A 19,629-nucleotide genomic window follows, 5' to 3' on the forward strand; every position below is an offset into this window, starting at 1 on the left:
GGCGCATCTTTGGCTACATCACACGGCAATCGCCGAGCAGCCAAGGAGACGTCTAATGACCGACCTCGATTCCGGACGAACCCGTAATATCGAGACCGTGCGTAAATTCTTTGATCTGATGCACAGCAAGGACATTGAGGCATGGGGCGACCTTTGGGCTGAAGATGGCCGGATACTTGTCTTCTACCCGCCGGCAGGATTTGGAAACAGCATCGATGGTAAGGCCGCGATCCTGGCGGCCTTCCGAGGCCCCTTCGGTAATTTCGAATCCTTCGATTCGCAGCTGACAGCCATCTATCCGGCAGCGGATTCGGACGCGATCGTCGTTAAGTACAAGAACCGCGCGGTGCTGATCGGCGGCACTGAATACACCAACAGCAATATCGCGATTTTCCACTTCAAGAGCGGTCTGATCAGCGCCTACCACGACTATTTCGATCCGCGCCGCTTCCAGGTGGTGGTCGATGCTCTGGCCAAGGCCTGACTGCGTATCCCAGGCAAGACCTCAATCCCGCTTTTCAAACTTCAGGAGAAATCATGACCATGTCCTACTACACGCTCGGCAACAGCGGGCTGCGTGTCACCCGCCTGGCGCTCGGCACCATGACGTTCGGCACGGAATGGGGCTGGGGCGCGGAGAAGGAAACCGCACGCGCCTTGGTTGATGCCTATGTCGAAGCCGGTGGCAATTTCTTCGATACCGCCGATCTCTATACCGGTGGCACGGCCGAAACCTGGCTCGGCGAATTCATCGCCGAGCGTGGGCTGCGCGACAAGGCGGTGATCAGTACCAAATTCACCTACAACGCCGAACCGGGCAACCCGAACGCCGGGGGCAACGGCCGCAAGAACATCCTGCGGGCGATAGACGGTTCGCTGAAGCGGCTCGGCACCGACTACATCGACCTCTACATCCTCCATACCTGGGACAGGCTGACGCCGCCGGAGGAGGTGATGCGGACGCTGGACGATCTGGTGCGCGCCGGAAAGATCCGGCATGTCGGTCTGTCCGACGTGCCGGCCTGGTACGCAAGCCGGGCGCAGGCCGTCGCCGAGCATCGCGGCTATGAACCGGTTTCGGCGCTTCAGCTCGAATATTCGCTGGCCGAGCGCAACATCGAGCACGAGTTCGTGCCGTTCGGCACGCGCTATGGCGCTGGAATCATGGTCTGGAGTCCATTGGCCAGTGGCCTGCTCAGCGGAAAATACCGTTTCGATACAATCGTCAAAGATGGTGGCCGGCTGGAGACAATGCGTGGTTCGACCAATCCCGGTTTCCAGAAATTCACCGATCGCAACTGGCAAATCGTCGCCGAACTGGAGAGGGTTGCCGGCCAGCTCGGCCGCAGCATGGCCCAGGTCGCCCTGAACTGGACGGCAAACAGGCCAGGCATTGCGTCCGTCATCGTCGGCGCCACCAGGCTTGACCAGCTCAAGGACAATCTCGGCGCGCTTGATTTCGACATTCCCGAAGATCTTCGGGCACGGCTCGATGCGGTGAGCCGGCCGGTCACGCCCTTTCCGTATTCGTTCTTCGGCCCTGAAATACAAGCCGGCCTGACCGGTGGGCAGGCGGTTGGCGGTAAGCCGGCAAGCTATCTGCCGGATCTGCTCATGCGAGGCACTTTTGCCGGCGTGAGCTGACGGCTATCCCGGTCCACGATCTCAACTTTCCGGCTCGAGCGCCGCGTGACATCGCGGCGCCCTTCGTGTATCGGAACGCCCAGTGTTTCGGGGCGCACCGAAACGCGTCACACGCACGATGACGAGGACCAGATGACGGTGAAGCCCCTCTACCGACGTGTCTTGCTGAAAGCGTCGGGCGAAGCGTTGATGGGCGAGCAGCATTTCGGCATCGACGTATCGGTGGTCGACCGCATCGCCGCCGACATCGCCGAGGCCCGCGCATTGGGCATCGAAGTCGGTGTCGTCATAGGCGGCGGCAACATCTTCCGTGGCGTCGCGGTTGCGTCAAAAGGCGGAGACCGCGTCACCGGCGACCATATGGGCATGCTTGCCACGGTTATCAATTCGCTGGCGCTGCGCACCTCGCTCAACAAGATCGGCGTCGACGCCGTGGTGCTGTCGGCGATCGCCATGCCCGAGCTTTGCGAAAGTTTTTCGCAGCGTCAGGCGACCGCCTACATGAACCAGGGCAAGGTCGTCATCTTCGCCGGCGGCACCGGCAATCCGTTCTTCACCACCGATTCGGCTGCAGCCCTTCGCGCCGCCGAGATCGGCGCCGATGCTCTGTTCAAGGGCACCCAGGTCGATGGTGTCTATTCGGCTGATCCCAAGAAGGACCCGGATGCGACACGTTTCGAGCGGATCAGCCATGACGAAGTCATCAGACGCGGGCTTTCGATCATGGATACGGCGGCGATTGCACTTGCGCGCGAAAACAACATTCCGATAATCGTCTATTCGATCCACGAGAAGGGTGGCTTCGGCGATATCCTGAGGGGCGGCGGCCGTTGCACGGTTGTCGCAGACGATTGACCGGACCATGAACCCGAAAGGGACCGGTTGCGGATGAGGCTCGAACAGGGCCTAAGCAGTGAACCCGGGTTAACGGGTCGAGGAGACGATGATGAGTGGCGAGTACGACGATCTCAAACGGCGCATGGACGGGGCGATCGCCGCGTTCAAGCATGATCTGGCTTCGCTGCGCACCGGCCGCGCGTCGAGCAACCTGCTCGATGCCGTCCAGGTGCAGGCCTATGGCACCACCATGCCGATCAACCAGGTGGCAACAGTGTCGGTGCCGGAACCGCGCATGATTTCGGTTTCGGTCTGGGACAAGTCGATGGTCAGCGCAGTCGACCGCGCCATCCGTGAAGCCAATCTCGGCTTCAATCCTATCGTCGACGGTACCAATCTCAGGATTCCGCTGCCCGAGCTCAACGAACAGCGCCGCAAGGAGCTGGTCAAGATCTCGCACGGTTATGCCGAGAATGCCCGCGTCGCCGCACGCCACGTTCGCCGGGACGGCATGGACTTTCTGAAAAAGGCGGAAAAGGACGGCGACATCAGTGAGGACGACCATCGCAAACGGGCCGACCAGGTTCAGAAACTGACCGACGAGACAATCAGCACCATCGACCACCTGCTTTCCGACAAGGAAGCGGAAATCATGCAGGTCTAGGGTCTGGCCACGCCTGGCCCGGAAGCGAGAATATGGCAACGCCCGCGCATGTCGCGATCATCATGGACGGAAACGGACGCTGGGCCAAGGCGCGCGGCTTACCGCGGCTGGCCGGTCACCGCGCCGGCGTCGAGGCGCTGCGCAAGACAGTGCGCGCCGCACCCGGCCTCGGCATCTCCTTCCTGACCGTCTACGCTTTTTCGTCGGAAAACTGGTCACGGCCGAAATCCGAAGTCAGCGACCTCATGGGCCTGCTTAAGCTTTTCATCCGACGTGACCTCGCCGAGCTGCACCAGAGTGGGGTGCGGATCAGGGTCATCGGTGACAGGGCGGGGCTGCAGCCCGACATAAGGGGGCTGCTCGAGGAAGCCGAAACGCTCACTCTCAGCAACGAGGCGCTGACACTGGTCATTGCCTTCAATTACGGCGGGCGCGACGAGATCGTGCGCACCGCGCGCAAGCTCGCAGCGGCGGTGGCGCGCGGTGAGATCGAGAGCGAGGCGATCACGGCCGATTCCTTTGCCAGCTCGCTCGATACAGAGGGCATTCCAGACCCGGAACTGGTCATCCGCACCAGCGGCGAGCTTCGGCTGTCCAACTTCCTGTTATGGCAGGCCGCCTATAGCGAACTCGTTTTCCTGCCTTGCTACTGGCCCGACTTCAGTCGCGAGCACCTGTCCGATGCACTGCGCGATTTCGCCGGCCGCGAGCGCCGCTTCGGCGGACTTGCCGCCCAAGATGTCGCCTCAGGCTGAGGAATGAGCAACCTCCAACTCCGGGTCATTTCGGCCGTCGTGCTTGCCATCGTCACGCTTGCCCTGACCTGGCTCGGCGGACTGTCCTTCCGGTTGCTTTGCGCTGCCATGGCGGCGGTCATCTTCTACGAGTGGACGCGGATGAGCCGCCCCGTTGCCCCGGCAGGTGCTGGTGCTACGGCAGGTCTCGGCTTTCTGCCCGAGGCGCTGATCGTGGTCTTTATTGGTGCCCTCGTCGCCGGCCTGCCTGCGTCTTTGCTGCTGCCGCTCGTCGCGGCTCTGGTTGCTGTCACTGCCGTCGCTTCTTCCATGCGCAGGGCAGGACCGTGGGAAGCATCCGGCCTTGCCTATGCGGCCGTGTCCGGCTTGTCGCTGGCCTTCTTGCGTGACGGCGACCATTCAGGGCTGCTGGCCATTCTGTTCCTATTCGCCGTGGTTTGGGCGACCGATATCTTTGCCTATTTCGTCGGCCGCTCCATCGGTGGTCCAAGGCTGGCGCCGTCGATCTCGCCGGGCAAGACGCGGAGCGGGGCGCTCGGTGGGTTGGTCGGCGGCGTAGTGGCCGGGCTGCTTCTGGCCGCCGTAGCCGGAACGGGCAACCTCGTCGTGCTTGGCGTGGTCGCACTGGTGCTTTCGATTGTCGCGCAGGCCGGCGACCTGTTCGAATCATGGGTCAAGCGACGCCACGGCCGTAAAGATTCCGGCACGCTGATACCCGGCCATGGCGGCATCATGGATCGGGTAGATGGGCTTGTCGCGGCGGCTTTCGCCCTATACGTCATCGGCTGGATTTCCGCGACCGCCGACCATCCGGCACAGGGTCTGTTTCCGGTTTGAACGGCATCGTCGGTGGGCCGGCGCGGGGCTGCGTCATGGATTCGCCTGGATTGATGTCACAGTCGCGGCGTGATCTGTGCCGTGGATGAATTTGAGGGCATGAATTGAACGAGATTTTTCACGCGGTTTTCAGCACAGAGGGCTTTGTCCTCGGCACGCTGGTGCCTTTCCTGTTCGTGCTGACCGTGGTCGTTTTTGTCCACGAAATGGGCCATTACCTCGTCGGGCGCTGGTGCGGTATCGGCGCAAAGGCCTTTTCGATCGGTTTCGGCCCAGAGATCATCGGCTTCAACGATAGCCGCGGCACGCGCTGGAAGCTTTGCGCCATACCGCTCGGGGGCTACGTCAAGTTCGTCGGCGACATGAACGCGACGTCGAGCCAGCCCAGCTCCGAGGAGATCGAGGCGCTGAGCGACGAGGAACGCAAGGTCGCCTTCCACACGCAGCCGATCTGGAAGCGGGCGGCGACCGTCGTGGCGGGGCCGCTGTTCAACTTCCTGCTGACGATCGCCGTCTTTGCCGTGCTGTTTTCCGTCCATGGCCGGCCCGTGCTGGAGCCGATGGTGGCTGAGGTCACTGTCGGCAGTCCGGCCGCCGCGGCCGGCATCATGCCCGGCGACCGATTCGTCAGCGTCGACGGCAGCAAGGTCGAGACCTTCGCCGACGTCCAGCGTCTGGTCTCTGGCCGCGCCGGCGACAGCATCACCTTCGTCATGCTACGCGCCGGCAAGGAAATCACCGTCACGGCGACGCCGCGCTTGATGGAACAACAAGACGCACTGGGCAACAAGGTCCAGGTGGCCGTGATCGGCGTCGTCAACAACAAGGAACTCGGCCAGCCGCGGCTGATCACCTATAGTCCGGCCGGGGCGGTCGGGGCAGCGGTCCAGGAAACCGGACACGTCATCCAGCGTACCGGCCAGTTCCTGCAACGTTTCGTTGTCGGTCGCGAGGACAAGTGCCAGCTGGGCGGCCCCATCAAGATCGCCAAGATGTCGGGTCAGGCGGCAAAGCTCGGCTTTGAATGGCTCGTGCAGCTTGTTGCATTCCTGTCAGTCGGGATAGGGATTCTCAACCTTTTGCCGATTCCCCCCCTCGACGGAGGGCATCTTCTGTTCTACGGCGTGGAGGCTGTCATCCGGCGGCCGGTGTCCGAACGCATGATGGAAATGGCTTACCGAAGCGGCCTCATATTGGTGCTCGGGTTCATGGGCTTTGTTTTCTGGAACGATCTGTTTGGGTGCTGAAATCATGAAGGAATTTGGCTTCGGCACGAGCAATGTTGAGACGCCGTTTACCATGCGTGGGGATATGCGTGACGCGAAAGCCACGCCGCAGGGTTAAGTAAATACAAATTAACCAGAAGCCTTGCGTGTAGGGAAAATCCGGTTAATACGGTAGGGGAAATTACCGCACGTCCGGTTTTCTCGCCGTGGGGACTTCGAGAAAAGGTACAAAAGCCCGATGAAGGCAGCATCCAAGTTTCTGAGCGCCGCGTCCGCGGTGGCTATGTCCGCCGCTCTGGTTGTACCAGGCGCGCTCGCAGTGCAGTTCGTTGCCACATCGGCCGCCGAGGCGGCTGTCGTCTCCAGAGTCGAAGTCACCGGCAATCAGCGTGTCGACGCGGACACCATCCGCAATTACGTGACGATCAAGCCCGGCAAGGCGTTTTCCAGTTCGGATATCGACGATGCGGTCAAGGCGCTGTTTGGCACCGGGCTGTTTTCGGATGTGCAGATCAACCAGGTCGGATCGACGCTGGTCATCAAGGTGTCCGAATACCAGGTCGTCAACCAGGTGCTGTTCCAGGGCAACAAGAAGCTCAAGGACAACGCGCTTGAGGCCGCGGTGCAATTGAAGCCGCGCGGCACCTTCTCGCAACAGCAGCTCGATGCCGATGTCGAGGCGGTCAAGGCCGCATACCGGCGTATCGGCCGCGACGATGCCGCCGTGACCACCCAGATCATGGATCTCGGCGACAACCGGGTAAACGTGGTCTTCAACATCAACGAAGGCGGCCGCACCCAGATCGCAGCGATCAATTTCGTCGGCAACAGCGCCTATTCGAGCCGCCGGCTGTCGGACATCATCTCCACCAAGCGTTCGTCCTTCCTGTCGTTCGTGCTGCGCGACGACGTTTATGACGAGGACAAGCTGCGCGCCGACCAGGAGCTGCTGCGCCGCTTCTATTATAATCACGGCTATGCCGACTTCCAGGTCGTCTCGGCTGTCGGCGAACTCGACGACACCACCAACAAATACACCGTCACCATCACGGTACAGGAGGGCGAGCGTTATACGTTCGGGGATGTCAGCGTCGAAAGCACGATCCCCGAGGTCGACGCCAAGTCACTTGAATCGGTGGTCGAGACCCACAAGGGCGATGTCTACAACGCCAAGAACGTCGAGGACACGATCATCGCCTTGACCGAAAAGGTCGCTGGATCCGGCTATGCCTTCGCCCAGGTGACGCCGCGCGGCGACCGCAACTTCGAGAACCACACGATCTCGGTCGTCTATACGGTCGATCAGGGGACCAAGGCCTATATCGAGCGCATCGAGATTCGCGGCAACGATCGGACGCGCGACTACGTCATTCGCCGCGAGTTCGATGTCAGCGAAGGCGATGCTTTCAATCAGGTGCTCATCCAGCGCGCGAAGAGGCGGCTGGAAGCGCTCGATTATTTTGAAAAAGTCGAAATTTCCACCGTTCCGGGTTCTGAGCCGGACCAGGTTGTGCTGGTGGTAGATGTGGTCGAGAAATCGACCGGTGAGTTCACGGTCGGCGCCGGTTATTCGAGCGGCGGTGAAACGTCAGGTCCGTCCGTCGAAGGTTCCGTCAGTGAGCGCAACTTCCTCGGTCGCGGCCAATTCATCAAGGTGGCGGCGGGCGGTGGCAAGAACTCGCGCGACTACAGCTTCTCTTTCACCGAACCCTATTTCCTCGGCCGCCGGATCGCGGCCGGCTTCGACATCTACAAGCAGAGCCGAAACTACGACCATTACGACAGCGACACGACAGGCGCGACCGTCCGCTTCGGTCTGCCGATCACCGACAATATCTCAACGCAGCTGGCTTATAATATTGCGCAAGAGAAGTACGAGTTCGACGAGGGCTGCGTTCCCGTTATCAATGGTGGCACCTGCGACGTCTCCCAGGCGATCGTAAACGGCGTTGAAGAGAGCCCATGGCTCAAGTCCTCGGTCAGCCTCGGCCTGATCTACAATACCATCGACGACATGAAGAACCCGCATGACGGTATTTATGCCAATGTCGGCACCGAAGTGGCTGGCGTCGGCGGCGATGCCAAGTTCATCAAGGTCACGGCGCGCGGCAGCATTTATCAGACGCTGTCCGAACAATTGGACCTGGTGGGCCTCATTTCGGGCGGCGCCGGCCATGTCCAAGGCTATGGCAACGGCGATCTGCGCGTCTTCGACCATTTCCAGAGCAGCGACCGTATGATCCGCGGTTTCGAATACGGCGGCATCGGCCCGGTTGCTTCGGACAACAGCAATGACCATCTCGGCGGCACCACCTACTTCAATGCCTCGGCGGAAGCTCAGTTCCCGCTGCCGGTCATCCCCGAAAGCTTCGGTTTGCGTGGCGCTGTGTTCGCCGATGCGGCAACGCTCTACGGCAGCAAAATCGCAAGTGGCCTTGTCAATTCTTCGACAACCGGCATGGAATGGCGCGCTTCCGTCGGTGTCGGTTTGATGTGGGCATCGCCTTTCGGCCCGATCCGCATCGACTATGCGATCCCGGTCAAGAAGGAAAAGACCGACGACGTGCAGGAATTCAACTTCGGCATATCGACCCGCTTCTGATGTGCGGGCAATGATGCTTCCGGCTCGTTTGGATCCGGATGGCAGTGATCCGACACTACAGCGCAGCGCGTCCTATCGGACGCGCAAAGGACGTTGTAGCATTTTGATTTGCGCATGATCCTTTCCGAGGGTCGATTTCCGATTTCGGGGTCATGCGCTAGCTGGATATTGCTTCTGGAATGACCGATCCGGTGTTCTTCGCGCCCTCACGCCGGTATACGGCCGGCGAAGTCGCGAATCTGACCGGCTCGACGCTTGTTGATTCCGGTCTCTTCGATGTATCGATCGAGGCTCTGGCGCCCGCCAACGAAGGCGGCGAGAACGCCCTTGTCTTCGTCGATGGCAGGCGCAATTTCGCCCTGATGCAGTCACTGCGGGCGGCGGCGGTTCTCTGCCCTGCCGAATTTGCCGGCAAGGCGCCGGCGGGCATCGCGGTGCTGGTGCATCCGCGCCCGCAGCAGGCCTTCGCAATGGTCGGGCGTCTGCTTTTTCCGGCCGCTGCAACGCCTGGACCGATGACCGGCGAAACCGGTATCTCGCCGCACGCCCATATCGATGCGACCGCCCATGTCGAGGCCGGTGCGATCATCGAAGCGGGTGCGATCATCGGACCTCGCGCTGCCATCGGCAGCGGGACCGTCATTGCCCCGCATGCGGTCATCGGTCCGTCCTCGCAGATTGGCCGTGACGGCTATGTCGGTCCAGGTGCCAGCGTGCAATATGCGTTGATTGGCAATCGCGTCATCATCCATGGCGGTGCCAGGATCGGCCAGGATGGCTTCGGTTTCGTGGCCGGCGCCAAGGGTCCGGAGCGGGTTCCGCAGATCGGCCGTGTCATCATCCAGGACGACGTCGAGATCGGGTCGAATACGACCGTCGATCGCGGCGCCATGTCCGACACGATCATCGGCCAGGGCACCAAGATCGACAATCTGGTGCAGATCGCGCACAACGTTCGCATCGGCCGCAATTGCATTATAGCCGGGCTTTCGGGTATTTCCGGTTCCGTGACGGTAGGCGACAACGTCACCATGGGTGGCGGTGTCGGCCTTGCGGATCATTTGACCATCGGGTCCGGGGCCAAGCTTGCGGCAAGAAGCGGGTTTATGAGCAATGTGCCTGCCGGTGAGATTTGGGGAGGATATCCGGCGCAGCCGATGGCGGAAGCCATGCGCGAGATAGCGGCCTTGCGCAGACTTGCACGGACGCGCAAACAGGGTGAGGGGGGAAATGGCTGACATCGCAGCGGCGACGCTCGAAGCGGTTGACATAATGCGGCTGATGAAGCTCCTGCCGCACCGCTATCCGTTCTTGATGATCGACCGTATTGTCGACATAGATGGCGACGAATCCGCCGTCGGCATCAAGAACGTCACCATAAACGAGCCGCATTTCCAAGGTCATTTCCCCGACCAGCCGGTCATGCCCGGCGTGCTGATCATCGAGGCGATGGCGCAGACGGCCGGCGCCATCTGCATCCGCAGCCTTGGTACGGAAAAGCCGTCGCTGGTTTATTTCCTGACCATCGACAATGCCAAGTTCCGGAAGCCGGTCGTTCCAGGCGACCAGCTGAAAATTCATGTGAAGAAAATCAAGAAACGCGGCAATCTTCTCAAATTCGCTTGCGAGGCCCTCGTCGATGGCGCCAAGGCGGCGGAAGCCGAGATCTCGGCGATGATGGTCGCAAGCGGCTGACAAACGAATGCTAATGAAAATCCAGACAGTCATCCATCCATCCTCGGTCATCGAGGCAGGCGCCCAAATCGGCGAAGGCGCCCGCATCGGGCCCTTCTGTCACGTCGGCCCCGACGCCGTGATCGGCGACCGCGTCGAACTGGTCAGCCATGTCTCGGTGATTGGCGCGACCACCATCGGTGCATCGACCAAGGTCTATCCGATGGCGATACTGGGCGGGCCGCCGCAGAACACCAAGCACAAGGGCGGCCGTACCACGCTGGTGATCGGCGAGAACTGCACGATCCGCGAAGGTGTCACCATGCATGTCGGCACCGATTCCAGCCGCGGCGAGACGACGATCGGCGACAACGGCAATTTCCTTGCCTATGCCCATATTGCCCATGACTGCGTGGTCGGCAAGAACGCCACCTTCGCCAATCAAGCGACGTTAGGCGGGCATTGCGAAGTCGGTGACAATGTCTACATCGGCGGCCTTACCGCGGTTCATCAGTTTGTCCGCATCGGCGATAACGCCTTTCTCGGCGGTTGCTCGGCGATCGTCGGCGACGTCATTCCTTACGCCATCGCCGTTGGCAACCGTGCCAGCCTTCGCGGCCTCAACATCATTGGCCTGAAGCGCGCCGGCCTGCCGCGTTCGGAGATCCACTTGCTGCGCAAAGCCTACAAGACGATCTTCGATCGCTCCCGGACCGTCGGCGAAAACATCGAATTTGCCAAGGCGGAATTCGCCTCGTCGCCGACTGCCATGAAGATCGTCGACTTCATCGCCGGTCGCGGCAAGCGGCACTACGCCGTGCCGTCCCTCAAGGGTAGCGACGGCGACGATACCGATGATGAAGACTGAGGGCAGATGACGAAGATTGAGGCTGCCGGAAAAGGCCTTGATCTCGCGCCAGATGCCAAGGTCGGCATCATCGCCGGCGGCGGCAGTCTCCCGGTCGAAATTGCCCGAGCGCTCGCCCGGCAAGGCAAATTGCCCTTCGTCGTGATGGCGGCCGGCGAGGTCGATCGCATAGGCGATTTCGAGCCCTATGAGCAGGCAACCTTGAGGCTGGAAGACGTCGGCTCGCTGCTGCCGATCCTTAAGCGGCACCACGTCACGCATCTCGTAACCGCGGGTCATATCACGCGCCGCCCCAGGCTGAGCGCCATGCGCCTCAATTTGGGCCTGCTCGCGTGGCTACCCAGCCTCTTCGTCGGTGTAACCCGGGGGGACGATACGGTGCTGAAACTGTTCGTGCGCAGGATCGAGCGCAGCGGCATCAAGGTCGTCGGCGCTCACGAGATCGTGCCGGAGCTGGTCGCCGCCGAAGGCCTGCTGACCAAGGCGGCGCCACGCAAATCCGACTGGCGCGACATCGAGGCGGCGCACGCGGCGGCACAAGCCATCGGCGCGCTGGATATCGGCCAAGCGGCTGTTGCGGTCGGCGGCCGCGCCATTGCGTTGGAAGGCGTCGAAGGCACCGACGGGCTGCTCGAGCGGACAAGGGAGTTGCGCGGGCACGGCAGGCTGGCCGGCGGGAGCCGCGGTGTTCTGGTCAAATGCGCCAAGCCCGGTCAGGAACTGCGTGCCGATCTGCCCTCCATCGGCCCGCTGACAGTCGAGGCGGCGCATGCCGCCGGACTGGCCGGCATTGCCGTCGAAGCCGGTCGCTCGCTAGTGCTCGAAGGTCCCGCCACCATCGGACGTGCCAATGCGCTCGGCCTGTTCGTGATTGGCCTGCCTGCTGCGGAGCCGGCGCATGGCGAATGAGCGGCCGTTGAAGATAGCCATCATCGCCGGCGAGGAGTCCGGCGACCTGCTTGGCGCCGACCTTGTGCAGGCGCTCAAGCGCATGACCGGGCGCGAAGTTCGGCTTGTCGGCATCGGCGGCCGCCATTTGCAGGCGCTCGGCCTGGCGCCATTGTTCGACGGCAGCGAGATCGCACTGATGGGGCTTAGCGCCATCCTGCGCGACCTGCCGCGCCTGATACGGCGGATCGGCCAGACGGCAAACGCGATTGCCGGTGAAAAGCCCGATTGCCTTATCACCATCGACAGTCCGGATTTCTCGCTGCGCGTCGCCAAGAAGGTGCGTGCCGCCGATCCGACTATCCCGATCGTCCACTATGTCTGCCCGAGCGTGTGGGCGTGGCGGCCGGGCAGGGCGGCGGCGATGAAGCCATATGTCGATCACATTCTTTGCATCCTGCCGTTCGAGGTGAAGGAACTCGCTCGCCTGGGCGGGCCGCCCGGCACCTATGTCGGGCATCGCCTTGCACACGATCCGGGCATAATCAGTGCCGCCAGGGCGCAGGCGCAGCCGCGTGACCTGTCCGCAGATCACGTCAAAACGTTGCTTGTACTGCCAGGTTCGCGTCGCGGCGAGGTGCGGCGCCTGGTCGGGCCGTTCGGCGAAACGCTGTCGATCCTGCGGGCGCGCGGGCACCGCTTGCGCCTGCTGTTGCCGACGGTGCCGCACGTCGCCGACCTGGTCAGGACCTCGGTCGCGAGCTGGGACGAGAAGCCGGAGATCATCCTTGATGCCGAACGCAAATGGCAGGCCTTCGGCAAGGCGGATGCGGCGCTGATCGCGTCGGGGACGGTATCGCTGGAACTGGCACTGGCGGGTGTGCCAATGATCTCCTGCTACCGGCTCGATCCGGTCATGCGCATGGCGCAGCCGCTGATCAAAGTATGGAGCGCAGCCTTGCCCAATCTCATTGCCGACCGACCGGTTGTGCCGGAACACTACAATCAATATGTGCGGCCGCATTATCTGGCGCGGCAGTTGGAAGCGCTGTGCTCCGATACCGCCTACCGCACCTGGCAGAAGCATGGTTTTGCCGACATTGCCGGGCGTATGGCAACCGCCAAGCCGTCAGGCGAGATTGCCGCGGGGGTGGTGATGGGGATGGTGAGGAAGTGAGTGAATTATGAATTGTGAATAGTGAATTGTGAATAGCGGTTTCTATGGACAGGGAGCGACGCTTCGCTACTCCCATTCACCATTCACCATTCACCATTCACCATTCACCATTCACCACCTTCACCGCTTCGCGATTGGCACGTAGTCCCGTTCCGGCGCGCCGGTATAGAGCTGGCGCGGGCGACCGATCTTCTGGTGCGGATCCTCGATCATCTCCTTCCACTGCGCGATCCAGCCGACGGTGCGGGCGACCGCGAACAGCACGGTGAACATGGTGGTGGGAAAGCCCAGCGCCTTCAGCGTGATGCCGGAATAGAAATCGACGTTCGGATAGAGCTTCTTCTCGATGAAATAGGAATCGGTCAGTGCGATCCTTTCCAGCTCCATGGCGATGTCGAGCAGTGGATCGTCCTTGATGCCGAGCTCGCCCAGGACCTCGTGCGCGGTCTTCTGCATGATCTTGGCGCGCGGATCGTAATTCTTGTAAACGCGGTGGCCAAATCCCATCAATCGGAACGGATCGTTCTTATCCTTGGCGCGCGCAATGAATTCCGGGATGTGATCGACATGACCGATCTCGCCCAGCATGTTCAGGGCTGCCTCGTTGGCGCCGCCATGTGCGGGACCCCACAGGCAGGCGATGCCGGCAGCGATACAGGCAAAAGGATTGGCGCCCGACGAGCCGGCCAGGCGGACGGTCGAAGTCGAGGCGTTCTGTTCGTGATCGGCGTGCAGGATGAAGATGCGCTCCATCGCGCGGGCCAGCACCGGATTGATCTTGTATTCCTCGCAAGGCACGGCGAAGCACATATGCAGGAAGTTGGCTGCGAAATTCAGCTCGTTCTTCGGGTAAATGAATGGCTGGCCGATGTGGTATTTATAGGCCATCGCCGCGATCGTCGGCATCTTGGCGATCAGCCGCATTGACGCGACCATGCGTTGATAGGGGTCCGAGATATCGGTGGAATCGTGATAGAAGGCCGACAGCGCGCCGACCACGCCGCACATCACCGCCATCGGATGCGCATCACGGCGGAAGCCGGTGAAAAAGCGCGACATCTGCTCATGCACCATAGTGTGGCGCGTCACCCGGTAGTCGAAATCGTCCTTCTGCGCCTTGGTCGGGAGTTCACCATAGAGCAAGAGATAGCAGACTTCGAGGAAGTCGCCGTGCTCGGCCAATTGGTCGATCGGGTAGCCGCGGTGCAAAAGAATGCCAGCATCGCCATCGATGAAGGTGATTTCCGATTCGCAGCTCGCCGTCGACGTAAAACCGGGATCGTAGGTAAAGACGCCGGCGGTGTTGTAGAGCGAACCGATGTCGATGACGTCCGGTCCTACCGAACCACTTCGTATCTTGAATTCATGGGTTTTGCCGCCGAGTTCCAGCTTGGCCGTCGATGCCTGGGTTTTGCCGCCAAATTCCATTTTTGTCGCAGGTTCGGTCATAGCAAACTCCTTTTTGTTTCCTCAGGCCGGCAAAGGCAAAATATCTGAACCCAACACGTCAAAAGCATCGGAATACGCACATTTGCGCCCGCAATTGAATCTGCGCGGCAGATTAGGCCAAGACCCAATGTTGCACTGCGAAACACACCTTTCAATGCCAATCTTCTTGGGCCAGTTTGCTAATCGATTTGATCAGCGATCCGCGCCAGGCTTTCCTCGCGGCCAAGCACGGCAAGCACATCAAACACACCTGGCGAGGTACTTTTGCCGGTGAGCGCGGCGCGCAAAGGTTGGGCCACGGCGCCGAGTTTATGGCCGGCGGCCTGCGCATAGTCGCGGATCGCGGCTTCGGCTGAGGCGGCAGACCACCCCGAAACCGTGGCTAGTGCCGCATGAGCGCCCCGCAGGATCGCGCGCGCCTCACCGCTGAGCAGCGCCGCCGCCTTCTCGTCGACCGGCAGCGGCCGTTCGACGAAAAGGAATGCAGCCCCTTCAACAAGTTCGACCAGCGTTTTGGCGCGCTCCTTCAGGCCCGGCAACGCGGCAAGCAGTTGCGCCCTGCGTCTGTCGTCGAGGCGAGCGGCGATTGCCGGGCCGCCTTCTAGATAGGGCAGAGTGGCGATGAAGATGTCGAGCAGCGCCGCGTCGTTCATCCGGCGCATATGCACGCCGTTAAGCGCCTCGAGCTTGGCGAAGTCGAAACGGGCGGCGCCCTTGTTGACGTCGCCAATGTCGAACCATGTAATCATGTCGGCGATCGACATGATCTCATCGTCGCCGTGGCTCCAGCCAAGCCTCGCCAGATAGTTGAGCAGCGCCTCCGGCAGGTAGCCCATGGCGCGATAGGCTTCGACGCCAAGCGCACCGTGCCGCTTCGACAGCTTGGCGCCGTCGGCACCGTGGATCAGCGGGATATGCGACATCGACGGCACCTCCCAGCCCATGGCCTGATAGATTACGGTCTGGCGTGCGGCGTTGGTCAAATGATCGTCGCCGCGGATGATGTGGGTGATGCCCATGTCGTGATCGTCGACGACGACGGCATGCATGTAGGTGGGATTGCCGTCCGAGCGCAGAATAATGAAATCGTCGAGATCCTTGTTGGGAAAGCGCACGTCGCCCTGGACGCGGTCATGCACCACCGTCTCGCCGTCTGTCGGCGCCTTGATGCGGATCGCCCCCTTGGCGCCGGGCGGCGCCTCCGACGGGTCGCGGTCGCGCCAGCGCCCATCATAGCGGGGCGGAAGCCCCTTGGCTCGCGCTGCCTCGCGCATCGCCTCCAGCTCCGCCGGCGTCGCGTAGCAGTAATAGGCCTTGCCCACGCGCACCAGCTCCTCGGCCACCTCGCGATGGCGCGGCGCGCGCTCGAACTGCGAGACAGGCGCGCCGTCCCAGGTGAGTCCGAGCCAGGAAAGTCCGTCGAGAATGGCTGCCGTCGCCGCATCCGTCGACCGCTCACGGTCGGTATCCTCGATGCGCAGCAGCATCGTGCCGCCCGTGTGCTTGGCGTACAGCCAGTTGAACAGCGCCGTGCGCGCGCCGCCAATGTGCAGATAGCCGGTGGGCGAGGGGGCAAAACGGGTGACGACCTTATCGGGCATGGAACTCTCAGGCGGGCGAAGGAAGTGGGTTTGCGGACTTTCGCGCGTTGCGCGTTCATGTAGCATAGGAGGTCGAGGGCGCAAGGGGCAGACCCGATGGCTGTGCGAGGCCGTGGTGCGGGCGAGGGCGAGGACGTTGGCAGCGACGTCAGCGAACGCTTGCTGTTTGCCGCTCCCCCGCCTGTCCTGCCGGCACCGGCATTGCTACCTGCTCCGCGCTTCGATGCTCCGTCGCTGCCGGCCAGCGACCCAGCAACGGTTCTCGTGCCCGCGGGCGAGCCCATCGTACGCCTGCCCAGGCGTTTCCGCCTCCCGTCACCGTCCCGTATCCGCAACAGCGTAACCACGGCGGCCGGTCTGGAACTCGACCGCGGCATCGCCTTCCTGCTGGTGCCGGTGTTCCTCGCATGCGGGGTGGTCGTTTATTTCGGGCTGTCGGTGGAGCCGGCCTTTCCACAGCCGATCGCAATCGCGCTCCTCGCGACCCTTTGTGCCGTCGTCTCGCGGTCATGGCCCAGGACGCGCCTGTGCTTCATGGTGGCGCTGCTCTGCGCGCTTGGCGTACTTGCCGCCAAGTTCGAGACATGGCGTGTCGGAACGCATATGCTCGGCTCCGAAATCTCGACGCGGCTGACGGGTCGCGTTGTATCGTACGAGCCCATGGCGAGCGGCCGCATCAGGCTGACAATCGATGTGATCTCAACGGCCAGGCCGACACTGCGCTACATGCCGGAACGGGTCCGCGTTTCGGCGATGAAGATACCGGCTGAGCTGACCGCCGGTTCCGAGATCACCGGCTATGTGCTGCTGCTGCCGCCGACCGGCCCGGTGCGGCCCGACAGCTATGATTTCTCGTTCGACAGCTATTTCGCCGGTATCGGCGGCAGCGGCTTTTTTCTCGGCAATCCGAAAGTCGTGTCGTCGGGCAGCATGCCGCTTGCCGCGCAGCTTTCTTCCGCGATCGAAGACGCGCGCGAATCCATCGCCGACCATATCCGCAGCCGCATCGGCGGTGCCGAGGGCGAGATTGCTGCTGCGCTGATCGTCGGCGTGCGCGCCGGCATTCCCGAGGAGATCAACGAAGCGATGCGGCGCACCGGCATCTACCACATCATCTCTATCTCGGGGCTGCATATGGCGTTGGTCGCCGGCACCATCATGGCGCTGCTGCGGGGTGCCTTTGCGCTGTTTCCCGATTTCTCATCGCGACGGCCGGTCAAGAAGTATGCCGCGGCCGCCGCGCTTTTTTCGATTGCGGCCTACCTCGTCTTTTCCGGCATTGTCGTGGCGGCCGAACGCAGCTTCATCATGCTGGCGGTGATGCTTATCGCCGTGCTGGTCGACCGGGCCGCGCTCACCATGCGCAACCTGGCGATCTCGGCCATCGCGGTCATCCTGGTGTCGCCGCACGAGGTGGTCGGTCCGAGTTTCCAGATGTCCTTCGCCGCGACGGCGGCCCTTGTCGGCGCCTATGCAGGCTGGTCCGATTACCGCGCCGGGAGGGCCACCACGCCGCCGCCGCGGCAGTCGCCGCTACGCCTTGCCACTCGAAAGGTCCTGCTGGGCATGTGCGGTCTGGCGATGACCTCGATCATTGCAGGGAGCGCCACGGCGCTTTTCGCCATATGGCATTTCCAGCGCGTGGCGCCGCTCAGCCTGTTCGCCAATCTGGCCATCATGCCCATCGTCTCACTGGTCGTCATGCCCTTCGCCGTTCTCAGCGCGCTGGCGATGCCGTTCGGTGCGGATGGCCCTTTCCTCTATGTCATGGGCAAGGGGCTGACGGCGATGATCGCCCTGTCCGGGTGGATCTCGGAGCGCTCGCCGATCGATGCGGTCGGGCTGATTTCGCTGAGATCCGTCCTTCTGGTGACGATCGCCCTCGTCATTGCCAGCATGGCGACGACGTGGTTGCGGCTGGCGGCACTTCCTTTTGCGCTCGCCGGCTTGCTGACGACAACGCAGACACGCATTCCCGACGTATTGGTCTCGGAGGACGCACGGCTGGTCGCGCTGTCGATCGGCAGCGGTGAACTCGCGGTCAACCGGGCACGCCCGAATGAGTTCACCATCGACAACTGGAAACGCGCGCTCACATCGGAGGCCATCGTCGCGCCGGAAACCCCTGGAAAGAACGACCCGCAATTCGACATTGCCGATCCGGCCGACCTGCCGCCGGGCATGCCGTTCATTTGCACGGACGGCCTCTGCCTTGCCAGGCATCCATCCGGCGCGATCATCGCGCAAGCCACGGACCGCGATACTGCGCGGCCAGCCTGCGCCTTTGCCAGCTTGATCGTCATCGACGACGCCACCGCCCATAACCCCTGCTACTACGACCGGCTGGTCCTCGTCGTCACCAAACGGCAACTGGCGCGCGCGGGAAGTGCCGCCGTCTATTTCGATCCACAAGCGGCAACACGCGCCGAGATCCGCTTCGCCGTCGAAAAATCATACCGGCCCTGGCACGTGCAACGGAAATTTTCACGCGCGGCACGGGGCCTGCCGCCATACCGCAGGGCCGACAATCCCAAAGCCGGCGCCAAGGGCGGAACTCAGTAGCGGCGGATCAGTCCGACGAGCTTGCCCTGCACCTTGACCCTGTCTGGTCCGAAGATGCGCGTCTCGTAGGCCGGATTGGCGGCTTCCAGGGCGATCGAGGCGCCCTTGCGGCGGAACCGCTTCAGCGTCGCTTCCTCCTCGTCGACCAGTGCCACCACGATCTCACCGGGGCTCGCCGTATCGGCATTGCGGATGATCACCGTGTCGCCGTCGAAAATGCCGGCCTCGATCATCGAATCGCCTTTGACCTCGAGCGCATAATGCTCGCCGCCCATGATCATATCCGGCGGCACCGAAATCGAATGCGTCTGGTGCTGGATGGCGTCGATCGGCACACCGGCAGCGATGCGGCCCATTACCGGGATCGAAACGGCGGCGACGACATCGTCGTCATTTCCGGCTGCGGGCACGCGCGACGATGTCGGCTTGCCCTGCCGAGGGGCGCCTTGCCCAAGGCTGCCCTGGATGACACTCGGCGAGAACTTGCGTGCCGCATTGAGGCCGGGGGCGATCGAGTCAGGCAGGCGTAGCACCTCCAGCGCACGGGCCCGGTTGGGCAAACGGCGAATGAAGCCGCGCTCCTCCAGCGCCGTAATCAGCCGGTGGATTCCGGATTTGGAAGCCAGGTCGAGCGCTTCCTTCATCTCGTCGAATGAAGGCGGGATACCGCTTTCCTTCAACCTTTCGTGGATGAACATAAGCAGTTCGTGTTGTTTGCGTGTCAGCATAGCGACCCCCAACAGAATCAGAAAAACAAACCCAGAACAAACACTATCTGTTCCAGTTGTGTTCCGCAACTGTTTAAAGTTTAATGAATGCGTTAAGGCTCGGGAAACAAACGACGT

Annotated in this window: 17 protein-coding genes; 14 read left to right on the forward strand and 3 right to left on the reverse strand. The window is 62.2% G+C overall.

What is annotated here, in order from left to right:
• Positions 1-55: 55 nt before the first annotated feature.
• From NKH67_RS22010 to lpxB, 13 genes are all read left to right on the forward strand, one after another.
• Entirely contained in the window at positions 56-484 is a 429-nt protein-coding gene (locus NKH67_RS22010) for a nuclear transport factor 2 family protein (RefSeq protein WP_352502388.1), read from the forward strand.
• A gap of 53 nt (positions 485-537) precedes the next feature.
• Positions 538-1,644: an aldo/keto reductase gene (locus tag NKH67_RS22015; RefSeq protein WP_352502389.1), complete on the forward strand. Its 1,107-nt coding sequence runs from the start codon at positions 538-540 to the stop codon at positions 1,642-1,644.
• A gap of 132 nt (positions 1,645-1,776) precedes the next feature.
• A complete protein-coding gene (gene pyrH, locus NKH67_RS22020; RefSeq protein ID WP_352502390.1) occupies positions 1,777-2,499 on the forward strand; it encodes a UMP kinase in 723 nt (240 codons plus the stop codon).
• A 91-nt stretch (positions 2,500-2,590) separates the two neighbouring features.
• A complete protein-coding gene (frr, locus tag NKH67_RS22025; protein ID WP_084640965.1) occupies positions 2,591-3,145 on the forward strand; it encodes a ribosome recycling factor in 555 nt (184 codons plus the stop codon).
• A 32-nt stretch (positions 3,146-3,177) separates the two neighbouring features.
• On the forward strand, positions 3,178-3,900 hold the full coding sequence (locus tag NKH67_RS22030) for an isoprenyl transferase (RefSeq protein WP_023674936.1): 723 nt from the start codon (positions 3,178-3,180) through the stop codon (positions 3,898-3,900).
• Between the two features lie 3 nt (positions 3,901-3,903).
• The gene (locus NKH67_RS22035; RefSeq protein WP_352448820.1) at positions 3,904-4,737 is read left to right on the forward strand and encodes a phosphatidate cytidylyltransferase; all 834 of its coding nucleotides are present in this window, start codon (positions 3,904-3,906) and stop codon (positions 4,735-4,737) included.
• A 104-nt stretch (positions 4,738-4,841) separates the two neighbouring features.
• On the forward strand, positions 4,842-5,984 hold the full coding sequence (gene rseP, locus NKH67_RS22040) for an RIP metalloprotease RseP (protein WP_023674938.1): 1,143 nt from the start codon (positions 4,842-4,844) through the stop codon (positions 5,982-5,984).
• Positions 5,985-6,201: 217 nt separating this feature from the next.
• On the forward strand, positions 6,202-8,565 hold the full coding sequence (gene bamA, locus NKH67_RS22045; RefSeq protein WP_352474279.1) for an outer membrane protein assembly factor BamA: 2,364 nt from the start codon (positions 6,202-6,204) through the stop codon (positions 8,563-8,565).
• Positions 8,566-8,744: 179 nt separating this feature from the next.
• Positions 8,745-9,803, forward strand: a complete 1,059-nt coding sequence (gene lpxD, locus NKH67_RS22050; protein WP_352474278.1) for a UDP-3-O-(3-hydroxymyristoyl)glucosamine N-acyltransferase — start codon at positions 8,745-8,747, stop codon at positions 9,801-9,803.
• Positions 9,796-10,260 carry a 3-hydroxyacyl-ACP dehydratase FabZ gene (gene fabZ, locus NKH67_RS22055; protein WP_352502391.1) on the forward strand — a complete coding sequence of 155 codons (465 nt, stop codon included), beginning with the start codon at positions 9,796-9,798 and terminating at the stop codon, positions 10,258-10,260. The genes lpxD and fabZ overlap by 8 nt, the downstream gene beginning before the upstream one ends.
• Positions 10,261-10,273: 13 nt before the next feature.
• Entirely contained in the window at positions 10,274-11,107 is an 834-nt protein-coding gene (gene lpxA / locus NKH67_RS22060) for an acyl-ACP--UDP-N-acetylglucosamine O-acyltransferase (RefSeq protein WP_352474276.1), read from the forward strand.
• Positions 11,108-11,113: 6 nt separating this feature from the next.
• Positions 11,114-12,016: an LpxI family protein gene (locus NKH67_RS22065; RefSeq protein ID WP_352502392.1), complete on the forward strand. Its 903-nt coding sequence runs from the start codon at positions 11,114-11,116 to the stop codon at positions 12,014-12,016.
• Positions 12,006-13,172 carry a lipid-A-disaccharide synthase gene (lpxB, locus tag NKH67_RS22070; protein WP_352613724.1) on the forward strand — a complete coding sequence of 389 codons (1,167 nt, stop codon included), beginning with the start codon at positions 12,006-12,008 and terminating at the stop codon, positions 13,170-13,172. Before NKH67_RS22065 ends, lpxB begins: the two co-directional genes overlap by 11 nt.
• A 120-nt stretch (positions 13,173-13,292) precedes the next feature.
• Here the strand turns inward: lpxB and gltA are convergent, their stop codons facing one another.
• Together gltA and gltX are read right to left on the reverse strand one after the other, a co-directional pair.
• Positions 13,293-14,621, reverse strand: a complete 1,329-nt coding sequence (gltA, locus tag NKH67_RS22075) for a citrate synthase (RefSeq protein WP_023674946.1) — start codon at positions 14,619-14,621, stop codon at positions 13,293-13,295.
• Between the two features lie 179 nt (positions 14,622-14,800).
• A complete protein-coding gene (gene gltX / locus NKH67_RS22080) occupies positions 14,801-16,222 on the reverse strand; it encodes a glutamate--tRNA ligase (RefSeq protein ID WP_352502394.1) in 1,422 nt (473 codons plus the stop codon).
• 96 nt (positions 16,223-16,318) lie between these two features.
• Here gltX and NKH67_RS22085 point away from each other — a divergent pair, with 96 nt between their 5' ends.
• A complete protein-coding gene (locus tag NKH67_RS22085) occupies positions 16,319-18,784 on the forward strand; it encodes a ComEC/Rec2 family competence protein (protein ID WP_352502395.1) in 2,466 nt (821 codons plus the stop codon).
• Here the strand turns inward: NKH67_RS22085 and lexA are convergent.
• Positions 18,778-19,512: a transcriptional repressor LexA gene (gene lexA / locus NKH67_RS22090; protein WP_023674949.1), complete on the reverse strand. Its 735-nt coding sequence runs from the start codon at positions 19,510-19,512 to the stop codon at positions 18,778-18,780. The two genes, NKH67_RS22085 and lexA, sit on opposite strands and share 7 nt — an antisense overlap.
• Between the last annotated feature and the right edge of the window lie 117 nt (positions 19,513-19,629).

The organism is Mesorhizobium sp. M0968, from assembly GCF_040319065.1.
Classification (GTDB): Bacteria; Pseudomonadota; Alphaproteobacteria; order Rhizobiales; family Rhizobiaceae; genus Mesorhizobium.

Bases quoted from the DNA above. Each gene is read 5' to 3' on its own strand.
- lexA (WP_023674949.1), bottom strand. From the start codon at position 19,512: ATGCTGACACGCAAACAACACGAACTGCTTATGTTCATCCACGAAAGG.
- NKH67_RS22010 (WP_352502388.1), top strand. From the start codon at position 56: ATGACCGACCTCGATTCCGGACGAACCCGTAATATCGAGACCGTGCGT.
- lpxB (WP_352613724.1), top strand. From the start codon at position 12,006: ATGGCGAATGAGCGGCCGTTGAAGATAGCCATCATCGCCGGCGAGGAG.
- NKH67_RS22085 (WP_352502395.1), top strand. From the start codon at position 16,319: ATGGCTGTGCGAGGCCGTGGTGCGGGCGAGGGCGAGGACGTTGGCAGC.
- gltX (WP_352502394.1), bottom strand. From the start codon at position 16,222: ATGCCCGATAAGGTCGTCACCCGTTTTGCCCCCTCGCCCACCGGCTAT.
- bamA (WP_352474279.1), top strand. From the start codon at position 6,202: ATGAAGGCAGCATCCAAGTTTCTGAGCGCCGCGTCCGCGGTGGCTATG.
- NKH67_RS22065 (WP_352502392.1), top strand. From the start codon at position 11,114: ATGACGAAGATTGAGGCTGCCGGAAAAGGCCTTGATCTCGCGCCAGAT.
- NKH67_RS22030 (WP_023674936.1), top strand. From the start codon at position 3,178: ATGGCAACGCCCGCGCATGTCGCGATCATCATGGACGGAAACGGACGC.
- NKH67_RS22015 (WP_352502389.1), top strand. From the start codon at position 538: ATGACCATGTCCTACTACACGCTCGGCAACAGCGGGCTGCGTGTCACC.
- fabZ (WP_352502391.1), top strand. From the start codon at position 9,796: ATGGCTGACATCGCAGCGGCGACGCTCGAAGCGGTTGACATAATGCGG.
- lpxA (WP_352474276.1), top strand. From the start codon at position 10,274: ATGAAAATCCAGACAGTCATCCATCCATCCTCGGTCATCGAGGCAGGC.
- lpxD (WP_352474278.1), top strand. From the start codon at position 8,745: ATGACCGATCCGGTGTTCTTCGCGCCCTCACGCCGGTATACGGCCGGC.
- gltA (WP_023674946.1), bottom strand. From the start codon at position 14,621: ATGACCGAACCTGCGACAAAAATGGAATTTGGCGGCAAAACCCAGGCA.
- pyrH (WP_352502390.1), top strand. From the start codon at position 1,777: ATGACGGTGAAGCCCCTCTACCGACGTGTCTTGCTGAAAGCGTCGGGC.
- NKH67_RS22035 (WP_352448820.1), top strand. From the start codon at position 3,904: ATGAGCAACCTCCAACTCCGGGTCATTTCGGCCGTCGTGCTTGCCATC.
- frr (WP_084640965.1), top strand. From the start codon at position 2,591: ATGAGTGGCGAGTACGACGATCTCAAACGGCGCATGGACGGGGCGATC.